Source organism: Novosphingobium sp., assembly GCF_965229225.1.
Classification (GTDB): domain Bacteria; phylum Pseudomonadota; class Alphaproteobacteria; order Sphingomonadales; family Sphingomonadaceae; genus Novosphingobium.
This window is the reverse complement of sequence record NZ_OZ245867.1, coordinates 4028465-4043032: the sequence shown is the minus strand read 5'-3', so window position 1 is coordinate 4043032 and position 14568 is coordinate 4028465. Positions and strand designations below refer to the sequence as shown.

Genomic DNA, 14568 nt, shown 5'->3' with positions numbered 1-14568 from the left:
GGTGAGCGGCTGCGGTCCCATGCCCGCGGTGATCGATCACGCCGCGCTCAGCGCGAAGGCGCGCACCCATGCCTCGCAGCCCGAAGGCGGCAGCGACAATGCTGCGCTCCTCCACGCCCGGCTGCCGGCCGACCCGAAGGTCGAGCGCGACTGGCGAGTGCGGCCAGCCGTCTGGGGCCTCGCGATCGCCGACCCCGAATTCGCTGCCGAGCAGCACAAGCGGATGCGCGATTTCGTCGCCCAGATCGAAGCGATCCTCGCCGCTGATTGGCGCTGCGCGCACCTTGCAGCGGCGTAACAGTCGGGAGTCGCCAGCGCACTGCTTGCAGCTCTGCTCGAGATCGTATTGCAGGAGATGTTCGCCCCCGAAACATGGCCGCCCCAACGGCAAGTCGATGCATTCAACGAAATCCTGGGCCGGATCGCCCCGCTTTGCCGAACCTCGCTTATGGTGCGCGGCAGTCAGGGGGACGCGGCACGGCCCGCCCCGCGCGCAGCCACTGCATCGGATTTCGGCGGGTCTGCCCGGCAACTCGTCAGCGGAACTCGTGCCAGGCGTTAAGCGTCCGCTGGATGACGGTGAGCGCGCACAAGCTGGCGTAGATGAAGGCGATCATCGCGAAATGTTGCGGCCACAGGCACATCAGCACAAAGGTGGCGATCGTCTCGGTCCCTTCGGCAAGCCCGGTGTTGTAGAAGAAGCTCTTGCGGCCGTGCGCGCTGGTCTCGATCCCCCGCTTGGCGGCCATCGTGGCAAAGGCGAGGAAGCTCGTGCCCGTCATTGCGAAACTTGCCAGCAGAACGGCAGCGGGAAGCTGGTTGGCAGGCGCCGCGAAGGCAAAACCCAGCGGCACGCCCACGTAGAACACGAAGTCCGCGACGATATCGAGATAGCCGCCGAAGTCGGTGAGACGGGTAGCCCGCGCCACTGCACCATCAAGGCCGTCGAGCAGGCGGTTGAGCAGGATGCCTGCAAGGCCGAGTTCAATGTACCCTGTGGCAATGGCTATCGCCGCCAAGATGCCGATCATCATGCCGGCAATCGTCACCCCATCCGCGCCGATGCCCAGCGCGGCAATGCCCCGCCCGATCCGGTTGAGCGCAGGGTCGATCAGGGGGCGCAGCTTTGCGTCGAACATGATCAGACCGGGGTAACAAGGCCGATCATCGCGCCGCACATGGCAGACGCGAGATTTCCGGCGATCCAGCTTTTCATGCCCAGCTGCGCGGCTTCGCGCCGCCGCTCCGGTGCCAGCGTGCTGATGGTGGTCACCAGCAGCCCGACGCTCGCCAGATTGGCAACGCTGCACAGCGCGTACGTGACGATCAGTTCGCTGCGCAGACTGAACGTGCCCAGCGGCACCTTCGCGAATTCGAGGTAGGCGACATATTCGTTGAGGATCGTCTTGGTGCCCATCAGCGCACCGGCAGCCGGAGCCTCGCTCCACGGCACGCCGATCGTCCACATCAGCGGGGCGAACAGCCAGCCGAAGGTTCGCTTCATCGTGATCGGCGCGCCGTCCACAGTGGGCAAGATGGCCAGGATCTGGTCCGCCAGATTGACCAGCGCGAAAATGACGATGATGATCCCGATCACCGAGAGAACCAGCTGAACGCCCTCCATCGTGCCGCGCAGGATCGCGTCCATCGTGCCATCGTAGCGCACTTCGGGTTCGGCCGCGGCGCTGTCCCTTTCGGCGACCGTTGCCGGCACCATCATGCGGGCGATCAGGATGGCCGCCGGGAGCGAGAGGAACGAGGCCACGATCATGTGGCCCACCGCATCCGGCAGGATCGGGGCCAACGTGGTGGCATAGAGCACCAGCAGCGCGCCCGAGATGTTGGCCATCGAAAGGACCATCACCGCAAACAGTTCGGCGCGCGACATCGTGGCGCAATAGCTGCGGACGATGAGCGGGGCCTCGACCACGCCGAGGAAGATATTGGCTCCGGCATTGAGCCCCACCACCCCGGTAACGCCCAGCGTTCGCCGCAATATCCATGACAGACCATTGACCAGCCAGCGCAGCACGCCCCAGTGCCAGAACAGCGCCGTAAGTGCGGAAAACACAATGATCAGCGGCAGGATCTGGAAAGCGATCACGGTTGGCGGCGTGGCACCCGGTTTCAGCACGAAAGGCAGCTCCGCCCCCCCGAGATAGCCGAACATATAGCTCGACCCCGCCAGCGTGGCCTTCTCGATCGCTTCAACCCCGTGGTTGATGACCCCCACTGCCTGCCAGATCACCGGCACCCGCACGAAGGCAAGGGCCATGATAATCTGCATGCCCAACGCTCCGGCAATCCAGCGCGGCCCGGGCATGGCCTTGCGATCCTCGGAGAGCCCCCAGGCAAGCGCCAGTATCAGCGCGAGCCCGATGAGCCCCTGTCCTTGCTGCAAGATCGCCACTGTTCCCCCGGATGCTTTTGACCGACTGCTATCAGAACTTCCACGCCGCGCCGAACTGGAACTGGCGCGGTGGCCCTGCATTGCGCTGCACGAAGGCCGCGTCGCCACCGAACTGAATCTGATTGGAAGTCGTGGCGGCATTGGCAAAGCCGGATTGGTTGTTGGCGTTGAACAGATTGAACACGTCAGCGCTCAGCTCAAGCCGACCGGCAAAGGCCGGCAACGCATAGCGCAGGCCCAGATCGACTGTCGCTGACCATGGCAGGCGTGCCGAATTGCGGCGCGCGCCCGGATAGCGGTCCGAATTGCCGACGTAGTTCTCGCCGAACGACGCGCCGTCACCATTGAGGTCTTGCGTGCCGAAAATCCGCGCATCGGGCACCAGATTGACCGGTTGGCCAGATTGGAACAACCCGGCCGCAGTGATGGTCAGCCCGTCCAGCGGATAGAGATAGCCGACCGCGGAAATGACATGGCGCCGGTCGTTGGCGGATGGACCCCACTCGGTGCTGAAATCATTGGCGTTGGAGGCGCGGAAGTTGATGTCGTCGGAGTTGTTCTTGAGGCTGGAGAGCGTGTACGACAGCCGGAGGGCATAGAAATCGCTGCCGCGCGCCTTGTTTGCCTGCAGGATCAGCGCCTTGTACTCCGCCGTTCCGGCCGTTTCCGAAACCGTGATCTGCCGCGCTCCGCCAGCGATGAGCGCCACGGGGCGGGTCGCGTCTGCATCGGCCTGGCTGCGCACCAGCCCCAGCGACTGCGCCAGCGCGAACCGCGCGGCATTGTCTGGCTGGTTCTTCAGCAAGGCGATGTTGGCATCGGTGAGGCTCGCCAGATTGGGCGTGAACGGCGCGGGCGCATTGAGATCGCGCAAGCGCACGAGGTTGTGCGTGCGGCTGTAGATCACATCGACGCTGAGGGTCAGCGTATCGCTGGCCTGAAACTGGTAGCCGCCGCTCAGCTGCAGGCTCCACGGGCTTTGATAGCCGGCGGGATTGAGAATGCGCGCTTCGCCCAGGGTCGCCGTGCTGCGTAGTGCCTGGACCTGCGCCGGGGCCGGACAGGCGGCAACCGTTGTGCAAGGCGGCGAGACGGTGAGGTTGCCGTCGAAGGTCACCTTGGCCAGATCGCTGTCCTTGGGAATGACCCCGGCTGCCTTGAGCTGGTTCAGCTGCGCCAGGAACCCCGGCGAGGTCGTGTTGCGCTGGAGCGCATCGGAGATCACCGAATAGGTCAGCTTGCCAGTGAAGATGCCCGCGCCAAAGCGCAGCGCCGAGCGGGAATCCGGGCGGTAATTGAGCGAGAAGCGCGGAGCGAAATTGTTGTAATCGCCCCGCTTCCCGCCCTTGGCCGTCAGGCTGTCATAGTCCCAGCGCAGCCCTAGCGTCGCGGTCAGCTTGGGGCTGAGCTGCCATTCGTCCTCGACATAGGCCGCAACAAGCGTCTGCCCGGTGCCGAAGGACTGCGGCCTGAGTTCCACCGAATAGCCGCCGGGTGCGACGGCGGGGTTTAGCGCCAGGACATCCTGCGCGGTGAGGCTGAGCCCCTTTCCACTGGCGGCAAGGCCAGCAAGCTGCGCAGCCGTCAGATCGACGGTGTAATTGCCATCGGGATTGCCGCCGCCAAGCAGGGCAAACTGCGAATGGATGAGATCCCCGCCGAGGCTGAGCTTGTGATTGCCAAGCTTGCGCTGAAGCCGGTGTGTGGTCTGCCAGGTCCGTTCGAAATCGTTGAAGACATACCCCGGGTGACCCACGACGCCGACGGTCAGCCCGCTCGGATCGCGGATGGCGACTTGCGGCCCGGCCGGCCCCTTCGGCTTGCCGTAATTCCAGCGAAAACTGCTATACTGGACCGCGCCATCATAGGTCCACTCATCGCCAGAGTAGCTTGCCGTGGCGGCGATCAGGGTGGAGAAGCGGTCCTGATCCGATCCTGCGGAAGGGAACGTGACATTGCCGCCGCCGAGCCCGCCGCCGGGCCGGTCCACAGTGAGGCGGCCGATATTCGCGCGCAGGCCCAGCGTCCAGTCGTCCGTCAGGCGGTGGTCGATACGGATCGATCCGAGGTAGGCCTGATTGTGACCACTAACGTTGCCCACTACGCCAAGCGCAGGGGCGTCGACAACCTGCAGGTTGCGGTCGCGGGTATATTCGAAGTTGGCGTAGAAGAATGTCTTGTCCCTGACGATCGGCCCGCCGATACTGCCGCCAGCCTGATAGCGCTCGAAGCTTTCCCCAACCGGATTGCCGGTGAGGTCTCGCCGCGGATAGGGCGAGGCGGAATCGAGCGGCCGCCCGGGGCGCACCAGCGCATAGACCTCGCCGTGGAAATCGTTGCCGCCCGAAGGCGAAGTGTAGTTGACGATCCCGTTGGGCGTGCGCCCGTAAGCCACCGAATAGCTGTTGGCGAGCACAGTGACATCGCGGGTGAAGCCCAACGGCACCGGGAACTTGGGACCGCCGAGGAAGTTCTCGTTGTTGTCGAGGCCATCGACCAGATAGTTCGTGTCGAGCCCGTTCGATCCGTTGATCGAGATCGACGGGGATTCGGGAAAGAAACCGGTCGAAGCAACGACATTGGGCAGGCGCACCAAGGCCCCGATCACATTGCGCCCTTCAATTGGCAGCGCAGCGAGTTCGGCCGGCTTCAGCGATGCCGAAACTTCGGCATTGACCGTGTTCACGCCGGTGATGCCGCGTTTCCCCTTCACCACAATCGATGCTGAGGCTGCGGGCGAAAGGCGCAATGTTACGCTGCTGGCGAAGTTGGAGCGCAGCGCGACGCTGACCGGCTCGGTTGCCGCGAACGTGGGGGAGGCAAGGACGGAAACGCTGTAGTCACCGGCCGTGGAGAGACCATCGATCTGCACCATGCCTTGCGCGTCACTGCGCAGCACGCGCTTGTACCCAATGGCCGCATTCTCGACCGTCACGGCGACCTCTGCGACCGGGCTCCCGCTCTCACCATTCACGAGCGCTATGCGGATGCCGGCCTGCTGCGCGAGCGCCGGACCGGCAAGGCCCACGGCGAGAGCGGCAATGCTGGAGGCGGCGACAATGCGGGGGAAGGAACGCAACAAGAATCTCCGCTAAGGCATCGCGATCATTGGCGGCTGCGTGGCATGGTGCCTATTGGTCTGGCAAGTCCGGCAATCCTTACAGGACGTCCGCCTCAGCCGCGCCGCCACGCATGGTACTTGCCCACCAGCGAGAGAAGGCGCTGCGGCGCATGCTTCTTCTTCCACTCGCCCGCGGCATATTTGTTCGCTTCCGACATGGTCGGGTAAATGTGGATCGTGCCGAGGATCTTGTTCAGACCAAGACCGTGCTTCATCGCCAGCACATATTCGGCGATCAGTTCACCAGCATGGTCGCCAACAATAGTGACCCCGAGAATGCGGTCCTTGCCCGGCGGAGTGAGCACCTTGACGAAGCCCTGCTTCGCGCTCTCGGCAATCGCACGGTCAAGCTCGTGCAGCGGAAACACTGTCACTTCGTGCGCCACGCCGGCGGCGCGCGCATCCTGCTCGTTGAGCCCGACGCGTGCGATCTCGGGATCGAGGAACGTAGTCCAGGGAATGACCCGGTAATCGGCCTTGAACCGCCGGAACTGGCCGAACAGCGCGTTGACCGAGGCGTACCACGCCTGATGCGCGGCGACATGGGTGAACTGGTAGGGGCCTGCCACATCGCCGGCAGCATAGATGTTGGGATAAATCGTTGCGAGATAGGCATCGGTGACGACCGTGCGTTCCACTTCAATCCCTAGATCCTCGAGGCCATAGCCCGTCAGTCTGGCCTTGCGCCCAACAGCGAGGATCAGCGCATCGAAGGGGATCGCGATCTCGCCGTCGCCATTCGAGGCGATCAGGCGCTTGCCCGCTGCATCGTTTTCGATCCCTAGCGCTGCATGACCGGTGAGGACCTTGACGCCCGACGCCTCAAGCGCAGCCAGCGCCAGATCCGCCACGTCGGCGTCCTCGCGCGGCAACAGCCGCTCGCCGCGATCGACTTGCGTCACTTCGGCTCCCAGCCGCGCGAAAGCCTGCGAAAGCTCACAACCAATGGGGCCGCCGCCCAGCATCAAGATGCGGCGCGGCATCACATCGAGCTTGGCAAACTCTTCCCACAGCGTATCGCTGGTCACATAGCCTGAGCCTTCCAGCCCCGGCAGATCGGGAATCAGCGGGGCAGCACCTGCCGCAATCACGATTGACCGGGTGGTGAGGCGCTGAGTGCTGCCATCCTCGGAGGTGATCTCGACAGTCCATGGATCGACGATGCGGGCATAGCCCTTGACCACGTCGACCCCGAGCCCGGTATAGCGCTCTTCGCTATCGTGCGGCTCCACTTCGGCAATAACCGCATGAACCCTGCGCATGACTTCGGCGAAGCTGAAGGCGGGCTCGACCGGCGCAAGGCCGAAGCGGTCCGCCTGCCGCATTTCCTCGGCGATCCGCGCTGACTTGATCAGGGCCTTGGAAGGAACGCAGCCGTAGTTGAGGCAGTCGCCGCCCATCTTCCCGGCTTCGACAAGGGTCACCTTGGCCTTCACCGTGGCAGCGATCAACGACGAGACCAGACCTGCCGCGCCTGCCCCGATCACGACGAGATTGCGGTCATAGCGCTCGGGCTTCTGCCAGCGCGCATAAACCCGCCGCTGCACGATCATGCCCATGATCCCCTTGCCCACCCACGGCAGCAGCCCCAGCGCCGCGAAAGAAAGCAGCAGGCCCGGGGTCGCGATATCGCGCAGGCTTTCGATCCGGGCGAGCTGCGTGCCGGCATTCACGTAGACTACCGTGCCCAGAAACATGCCCAGCTGGCTAACCCAGAAGAACGTGACAGCACGGATCGGCGTGAGGCCCATCAACAGATTGACCGCAAAAAAGGGAAACACCGGCACGAGCCTGAGCGAGAAGAGATAGAACGCGCCGTCGCGCGCCATACCGGCATTGATCGGACGCAAGCGCTCGGCGAACCGGGATTGCACAGCATCGCGAAACAGGTAGCGCGATGCAAGGAACGCCAGCGTCGCGCCGATCGACGAGGCGAAGGAGACAAGGGCGGTCCCGATCACCACGCCGAAGATCGCCCCTGCGGCCAGGGTGAGGACAGCTGCGCCGGGGATCGAGGCACCGGTGCATGCGACATAGACCGCAAAGAACACGCCGGCGACAAGCAGCGGATTGTCCCGGTAGACCGATGCCAGCCACGCCTGCTGCGATTTGAGCGCATCAAGGGTCAGAAAATGCCCCAGATCGAACACAAACCAGGCTGCAACCACCAGCGCCAGCAGCAGAAAGATACTAACGCGTTTCAGCGGCCTGTTTCCTTTTTCTGACCGTCAGGCCGGATGAAGTACGCGACATCGCATGGACCTGCAATTGCGTCTTGGTTCATTCCGGCGCGATGTTGTGATCGCGGTAGCGGCGCACGAAAGATCGGTCGATCCAATCCTTGAGTCGCCACGCCCATCGGCCCATGCCGACGAAGCTCCCCCAGGAGCAGATCGCGCGTCCGTCGCCCAGAGCGAGGAGATACAGCGTGCGGCGGCGTGGCAGGTAGTGCCGCATGGCACCCTCCTCCAAGGCCGCGCGGAGATTGGCGGCAAGAACGGGACCAGCCTTGACCGCATGGACACCTGATCGTTCGAGCCGGCGGTCGGCGCGTTCGATAATGTCGCCGGCGGCAAAGATGGCGCTGTGCGACAGGCTGCGCATGTCCGGCCCGACCGCGACAAATCCCTCGGGGCTGCAGGCAAGGCCTGATTGCGCCAGCCAGTGCGGTGCGCGGCTGCCCGTTGCCGCGACAATGCAGTCTGCCTCAAGAAACCGGCCATTGGAAAGCAGGAGACCACCTTCGGCACCGACTGCTTGAGCGAAATGCACCGCAATGCCGCGCTCCTGCAGCGCGCGTTTCGCCAGTTTTCTCACCCGCTGATCGTGGCCCGCGAGAAACCGCTCCCGGGCCGTAACCAGCGACACCCGGTACCTTGCAGCAGCGCCTTTCTGAACGGCGCAAATGGCAAAGGCCAGTTCAACCCCGGCAGCACCGCCGCCAACGACGACAACCTCTTGCGGCTGGATCGGCAAGTCCGGCGCAAACCGGCCCTGCCATTGCGCAATGAAACCGCACATAGGCCGAACCGGGAGCAGCCGCTGGCCAGCGGCTGCAAGCGCAGACGTGTCGGTCTCGCCTCCGGTCGCGAGTGACAGCAGGTCGAACGCCAGTGCCTCCCCGTTCGACAGCGCAAGCATGCGGTGCTCGGCATCCAGGCCGATCACATCCGCAAGCACCAACTCGGCACCGGCGCGCTCGGCCAGCGGCTCGAGATCGATCGTCAGGTCTTCGGCCCGGTAGAAGCCTGCAAGCCAACCGGGAACCATGCCGGAATAGGCCGTGAAGCGCGAGGACGTCACCAGCCAGCGGCGGGTGGCCGGAAGCGGCTTGCGGGCCCAGTCCGCCAGCACGGCCAGATGCGCGTGTCCTCCGCCTGCCAGCACCACGCGCATCATCGATTCCGAATCCATTTGCGGGCAGTTTCCGTCAGCGAAGATCAGGTGCGGTGCGGAACCTTACAGACGGCACACCGCCGATGCACGGCCAAGTTGACGGCGAGCCCGTTTGCTGATGAATTGACCCCATGAAATCTCTTGAATCTTCGCAGCGCCCCAGCCGGCTTGCACGCTGGACGGTCTTCTTCACATTTGCCGCGCTCGTCATTGCGGGTTTCGGGCTGACCCTAGCGCGCTATGACCTCATTCCAAAGCTGGCCGGGTTCGGCGCGCTTGTTGGCGGAGCCCTTGCCGCGCTCATCGCCGTTCTGCTCGGGCTGGCCGCCCTGATTACCACGCGCCGGCGCCCGGATGCACGCGGCGCAAAGCTGCTGCCAGCCATTCTCGTCTCGCTGCTCTACGTCGCTTTCATCGTGAGCAGGCCCTTTGCCGCCGGTTCAGCGCCGGCCATCCATGACATCACCACCGATCTCGCCAATCCACCGCAGTTCGAGACGATCCACCTGAGGCCTGACAATCTCGTCGGCGTCGACAGCCTTGATAACTGGCGCAAGATCCATGGCGCTGCTTATGGCGATCTGCGGACAATCACGATTGCCAAGCCGGTTCGTGAAGTGACCGACCTTGCATTGAAGGTGGCCAAGGAAACGGGATGGGAAATCGTCAGCAGCGACCCGGCACGCGGCCATATCGAGGCGACGGCAAGCGTTTCCTACATCCGCTTCCATGACGATGTGGCGATCCGCATCGTTCCCACGGGCGATGGCAAATCCTCAAACGTCGATATGCGTTCGGTCAGCCGGGTTGGCGTCGGCGATCTCGGCGTCAACGCCCGCCGCATCCGCACCTTTCTGGAAGCATTGCGCGCTGCGTGACAGGCTGCCAGCGGATTTTCGCTGGCATGATCGCGCGTAGGCTGTAAAGAGCGCGCATGGGGCGTTTGCGCGCATATTCTCGCGGTCATTTCCGGCTGGCCATGCTGCTGGTCGCCCTTGCGCTCGTGGTCAAGGCATTGGTTCCCGCCGGTTATATGGTCGGCAGCCAAGGCAAATCATTAACGATCCTCGTTTGCAGCGACGTTTCGGGCGACCACCTGACCAAGCAGATCACCATTCCCGGCAAGGCCGAAGGGCAGGCCAAAACCGGCGAGGCATGCCCTTACGCCTCGCTGTCCTTCGCCTCGCTCGATGCGGGTCTCCCCGTCTTCGTCGCGCTGGCGATTGCCTTCCTGCTGCTGCTCGGATTTGCGCCGGTGGCCATTCCAGCGCTTGCAGGCTTCACGCACGTCCGCCCACCCTTGCGCGGACCACCCGCGCTGATCTGACAGACTGACCTGCCTCACCGCGTGTGAGGCTTTCTGACAGATACCCCGCATGCGCGCTGGCGCGTGCCGGACAAGCGGACATCGCACATGAAGACTTCCCTTATCGCGCTCGGCCTCGCGCTGAGCTTCGCTGCGCCCGCGTGGGCGCAAGACGTTGCAGCGCCCACTGCCGAGGCGCCGGAAAACTCCATCCTCGTCGTCGGCCAGAAGGACGCCCCGATCGAGATCGCACCGCGCGGCCTTGCCGTCAGCCTCGGCGCGGAGCAGATGGCGGCGGTCAACGCCTTCAACACCGAAGACCTGATGAAGTACGCGCCCGACTTTTTCGTGCGCAAGCGCTACTCCGGCGACAGCAACGGCGTGCCGGGCTTTCGCGGCACCCACTCGACCCAGAGTGCGCGAACGCTCGTCATGGTCGATGGCTTCGTCGTCTCCAACTTCCTCGGCAACAGCTTTTCCTTCGCGCCCAAGTGGGGCGTGGTTGGCCCGGGCGAAGTGAAGCAGTTCGACGTGGTCTATGGGCCCTACTCCTCGCGCTACATCGGCAATTCGATGGGCGGCATCGTCAACATCACCACGCGCGATCCGGACCGAACCGAAGCCTTCGCCACCGTGCAGGGCTTCGTCCAGCCCTATCGCCAGTTCGCGACGCGGGACGACTACTATGGGTTCTCCGCCGAGGCAGGTATCGGCCTGAAGCAGAAGGACGGCCCGTGGTCGCTGCGCCTCACGGGCCGCTATTTCCGCAACACCGGGCAGCCGATGACGTTCCTTGGCCTGAACCCGGTTGCGGGGGGTGGAGGTACGCCGGTCACAGGCGCCATCGTCGATCCCGAACACGTCCGCGCCGCCGCAGAGGGAACCGGCATTCCCGGCGCGCCGGGCACGGCAACCAATCCCTATTTCGCCGCACAATCTCCCGCGCGGATCACGCAGGAGCAGGCCAAGGTCAAGATCGGCTATGACAATGGCTCGTTGACCGGCCAGTTCCTCTTCGCCTTCTGGCACAACGAGGACAGCCAGACTGCCCCCGATTGCTACTTGCGCGATGCAGCCGGCAACATCGTGTGCGAAGGGCGTGTGCGGATCGGGACACAGAGCTACACCGCTTCGGGTGCCAACTGGTCGAAGACGGTGCGCGACGAGTACCTTGCGGGCATAAAGCTGGCGGCGGACCTTGCGGAGAACACCACCGCACGGCTCGCCATTTCGACCTATCAGGTGCCGCGCACCAATACGTTCACGTCGAACGGCTATCAGGCGGGCAAAACCAGCGGCGCCGGCACCCTCGCCGCGCAAGGGCCGACCGGCTGGTGGACCGGCGATCTCACGCTCGAAAACAAGACAGTTCGCCGCGCCTTCGCGCTGGGCCTCACCGCCAATGCCTATCGCACCGACCAGACGCGCTTCAATCTGCCTGACTGGACCAGTGCCGCAGGCCAGACCTTTGCCTCGCGCACGTTCGGCAAGACCCGCCAGCTCTCCGCCTGGGGCGAGGCGCAAGTGTTCCTCGATGCGCTGACCGTGACAGCGGGTGCGCGCTATGACAGCTGGCGCGCCTATGATGGCGGACTGGCGCGGCTCGGCAGCGGGGCGCTGGCAGGGCAGCCGGTCGCCAACAGCTACGCCGCGCGCAGCAGCGACGGCGTGAACGGAAGCCTCTCGTTCGAATACAGGCTCGACAATGGAACCTCGGTGCAGTTGAGCCTTGCCATGGCAACGCGCTATCCCACGGTGGGCGAACTGTTCCAGGGCAGCCTCAACGGCGACGGCACCTTTAATCCCAACAGCTTCGATCCGGGCCTGAAGCCTGAACGGAGCAAGGATGCAAACCTGGTCGCCGTACACGATTTCGGATGGATGAAGCTTACAGGTTCTGCGTTCTTCCAGCGGGTGAACAACACGATCTTCTCGTTTGTTGGCTTCAATCAGAACGGGATCACGACTTCCTCGTTCAAGAACATCGACCTCACCCGCCAGTTCGGCATCGAGGGAATCGCTGAAACGCACAACTGGCCGATCGATGGCATGAACATCGATCTCAACGCGGCCTACATCGATAGCAAGACCCTGCGGAATGCCGCCGCACCGGCCGCCGAGGGCGTGCAATTCCCGCGCATCCCCAGGTGGCGCGTCAACGCCAATCTGCGCTACGATCTGTCCGACAAGCTGCAGGGCTCGATCGGCATGCGCTATGCCAGCCGTCCCAACACCGATCTGCTCGGTCTCCAGCGCGGCGACACGTTCGGCTTCACCTCCGAACTCTTCGCGCTCGATCTGCGGCTCAACTGGCAAATGACCGAAAAACTGCGGGTTTCAGCCGGTGTAGACAACCTCACCAACGACCGCGCATGGGTGTTTCACCCCTATCCCCAGCGCACGTTCCTGCTCGAAGCCGGATGGAGACTGTGAGGATGGACCGGACGCTTGTTTACCGCACGATCTGGCGCTGGCATTTCTATGCCGGGCTCTTCGTGATGCCGATGGTGCTGGTGCTGGCGCTCACCGGCGCAGTCTACCTGTTCAAGCCGCAGGTCGATGCCTGGGAAGAGCGCGCCTGGCGGGACCTGCCGGCGACCGTAACGGTCTCGGCCGATCAGCAGGTCAAGGCCGCGCTTGCCGCCTTCCCCGGCAGCCGTTTCCATTCCTACCGCTTGCCAGAAGCCGAGCGCGATGCCGCCCTCGTCCACCTCGCCCTGCCGAATCATGGGCCAGATCATGGGCCAGATCATGGGCCAGGCAGGGCGATGCGCGATGTCTACGTCTCGCCCGACGGCAAGGTGCTGGGCTCGCTCGATCCCGAATGGCGCATCATGCAAGTGGCGCACGACATTCACGGGCAGCTCATGCTCGGCAAGCGCGGTAGCTGGCTGGTTGAACTTGCCGCCAGCTGGGCCATCGTGATGATCCTCACCGGGCTCTACCTGTGGTGGCCAGCAAGCCGCAGCCTTGCCGGGGTCGTCTGGCCGCGGCTGGGTGGCGGCCGCAAGGTGCTGTGGCGCGATCTTCATGCGGTTACGGGCTTCTGGGTTTCAGGGCTGGCGCTGGTGCTGCTGGTGACGGGCCTGCCCTGGGCCGACGTCTGGGGAAGCGCCTTCAAGGCCGTGCGGACCGAGCTCGGCTGGGTGAAGGGCAAGCAGGACTGGACCATCGGCGGCGCACCTGCGGGCGGCGACGAGCACGCCGAGCATCAGCACGACGCCATGGCCATGGGAGTCTCGCCCATGCCGATGGGGACGCACCGCATGCCGGATGGGACGCTGATGACCATGTCCAGCGTCTCGCTCAGCGAAATCGTCGCCGAGGCGAAGAGCCGCCACCTCCCCTTCCCGGTGATCGTTTCGCCGCCCGGCACCCCGCTCCGCTTTGGCGGCAAGGCGAAGAGCGAATGGTCGGTGCGGTCCGACACGCAGAACCGGCCCTTGCGCGTCTCGTACACCTTTGATCCGATGACCGGCCGCGAAACCAGCCACGAGGACTTTGCCGACAAGCACGTCATCGACCGGGTGGTCGCCTACGGCGTCGCCTGGCACGAAGGACAGCTGCTGGGCCTCGCAAACCAGCTGATCGGTGTTGCCACTGCGCTGATGCTGGTGATGATGTCGGTCACCGGCTTCATCCTGTGGCGCCGCCGCAAACCGGCCGACCGGCTCGGCGCGCCTGCGCCCACTGTCACGCCAGCGCGCATGGGCGGCGTTGTGGTGATCGTTTTGGCGCTGGCGTTGCTGCTGCCGATGCTGGCGGTCTCGATGACAGCCATGCTGTTGATCGAATTCGCGCTGCTGCGAAGACTGCCCGCCACCGCACGCTGGCTGGGCTTGCGGGCTTCGCTCAACGCAGGATCTGGTTCAGCATGACGCCGGTTGCACGGATCCCTTGCCCCCGATGCGGTACTTCATCCGCCAAAGCTTCGATCCGTTTGGTTGCATGAGCAGGTGTCGAACATCGCCGTCAGCCAGCTTGCAGGCCTGTTCGCGGAGCTTGGGCTTCTTGGCCGGAAGCTCTGTCGAGAGGCATTGGGGGTATCGCTCCTTTCCGCTACCCCGCGATAATACCTCCACACCAAATCTGGCTGCACGTGGAAGACACAGGGTGCATGCGGACCCGAGTCACCTGCAAACCTCTGCTCTTCTTCGTTTTTTTGGAAAAATCCGAAAGCATCTGGAAGCGTCGATCACGGGCCAGCGTGAATGGCCCCCCGGCCGCTATTTGTCCGGCAGCGGTGAACGGGGGTCGCTTGCCGGAAGCTGCGGTGTGAAGACCCGCGGTTGGTCGCCTGTCAGGGTCTGCAGGAAGCCGACAATTTTGGCGGTC

10 protein-coding genes are annotated in these 14568 nt (G+C 64.2%); 5 read left to right on the top strand and 5 right to left on the bottom strand.

Annotation, left to right across the window (positions count from 1 at the left end):
* Nucleotides 1-19 precede the first annotated feature (19 nt).
* Entirely contained in the window at nucleotides 20-298 is a 279-nt protein-coding gene (locus ACO06X_RS18995; protein ID WP_421837690.1) for a hypothetical protein, read from the top strand.
* A gap of 238 nt (nucleotides 299-536) precedes the next feature.
* On the opposite strand, the gene ACO06X_RS18990 is transcribed toward ACO06X_RS18995, so the two are convergent.
* The 5 genes from ACO06X_RS18990 to ACO06X_RS18970 form a co-directional block, all read right to left on the bottom strand.
* Nucleotides 537-1139 (bottom strand): CDP-alcohol phosphatidyltransferase family protein, encoded by a 603-nt coding sequence (locus ACO06X_RS18990; RefSeq protein WP_421837689.1) that lies wholly within the window; start codon nucleotides 1137-1139, stop codon nucleotides 537-539.
* A 2-nt stretch (nucleotides 1140-1141) separates the two neighbouring features.
* Nucleotides 1142-2410, bottom strand: a complete 1269-nt coding sequence (locus ACO06X_RS18985; protein WP_421837688.1) for a NupC/NupG family nucleoside CNT transporter — start codon at nucleotides 2408-2410, stop codon at nucleotides 1142-1144.
* Nucleotides 2411-2441: 31 nt separating this feature from the next.
* A complete protein-coding gene (locus ACO06X_RS18980) occupies nucleotides 2442-5489 on the bottom strand; it encodes a TonB-dependent receptor domain-containing protein (protein ID WP_421837687.1) in 3048 nt (1015 codons plus the stop codon).
* A 95-nt stretch (nucleotides 5490-5584) separates the two neighbouring features.
* On the bottom strand, nucleotides 5585-7699 hold the full coding sequence (locus ACO06X_RS18975) for an FAD-dependent oxidoreductase (RefSeq protein ID WP_421837686.1): 2115 nt from the start codon (nucleotides 7697-7699) through the stop codon (nucleotides 5585-5587).
* 112 nt (nucleotides 7700-7811) lie between these two features.
* The gene (locus tag ACO06X_RS18970) at nucleotides 7812-8945 is read right to left on the bottom strand and encodes an FAD-dependent oxidoreductase (RefSeq protein WP_421837685.1); all 1134 of its coding nucleotides are present in this window, start codon (nucleotides 8943-8945) and stop codon (nucleotides 7812-7814) included.
* A 113-nt stretch (nucleotides 8946-9058) separates the two neighbouring features.
* On the opposite strand from ACO06X_RS18970, the gene ACO06X_RS18965 reads away from it, so the two are divergent.
* From ACO06X_RS18965 to ACO06X_RS18950, 4 genes are all read left to right on the top strand, one after another.
* Nucleotides 9059-9805 (top strand): DUF1499 domain-containing protein, encoded by a 747-nt coding sequence (locus ACO06X_RS18965; RefSeq protein ID WP_421837684.1) that lies wholly within the window; start codon nucleotides 9059-9061, stop codon nucleotides 9803-9805.
* Between the two features lie 101 nt (nucleotides 9806-9906).
* Entirely contained in the window at nucleotides 9907-10254 is a 348-nt protein-coding gene (locus tag ACO06X_RS18960) for a DUF2946 family protein (protein WP_421837683.1), read from the top strand.
* Between the two features lie 87 nt (nucleotides 10255-10341).
* Nucleotides 10342-12666 (top strand): TonB-dependent receptor, encoded by a 2325-nt coding sequence (locus ACO06X_RS18955; RefSeq protein WP_421837682.1) that lies wholly within the window; start codon nucleotides 10342-10344, stop codon nucleotides 12664-12666.
* A gap of 2 nt (nucleotides 12667-12668) precedes the next feature.
* Nucleotides 12669-14111: a PepSY-associated TM helix domain-containing protein gene (locus tag ACO06X_RS18950; RefSeq protein ID WP_421837681.1), complete on the top strand. Its 1443-nt coding sequence runs from the start codon at nucleotides 12669-12671 to the stop codon at nucleotides 14109-14111.
* The last annotated feature ends 457 nt before the right edge of the window (nucleotides 14112-14568 follow it).

Bases quoted from the DNA above. Each gene is read 5' to 3' on its own strand.
- ACO06X_RS18995 (WP_421837690.1), top strand. From the start codon at position 20: ATGCCCGCGGTGATCGATCACGCCGCGCTCAGCGCGAAGGCGCGCACC.
- ACO06X_RS18990 (WP_421837689.1), bottom strand. From the start codon at position 1,139: ATGTTCGACGCAAAGCTGCGCCCCCTGATCGACCCTGCGCTCAACCGG.
- ACO06X_RS18970 (WP_421837685.1), bottom strand. From the start codon at position 8,945: ATGGATTCGGAATCGATGATGCGCGTGGTGCTGGCAGGCGGAGGACAC.
- ACO06X_RS18965 (WP_421837684.1), top strand. From the start codon at position 9,059: ATGAAATCTCTTGAATCTTCGCAGCGCCCCAGCCGGCTTGCACGCTGG.
- ACO06X_RS18960 (WP_421837683.1), top strand. From the start codon at position 9,907: ATGCTGCTGGTCGCCCTTGCGCTCGTGGTCAAGGCATTGGTTCCCGCC.
- ACO06X_RS18955 (WP_421837682.1), top strand. From the start codon at position 10,342: ATGAAGACTTCCCTTATCGCGCTCGGCCTCGCGCTGAGCTTCGCTGCG.
- ACO06X_RS18950 (WP_421837681.1), top strand. From the start codon at position 12,669: ATGGACCGGACGCTTGTTTACCGCACGATCTGGCGCTGGCATTTCTAT.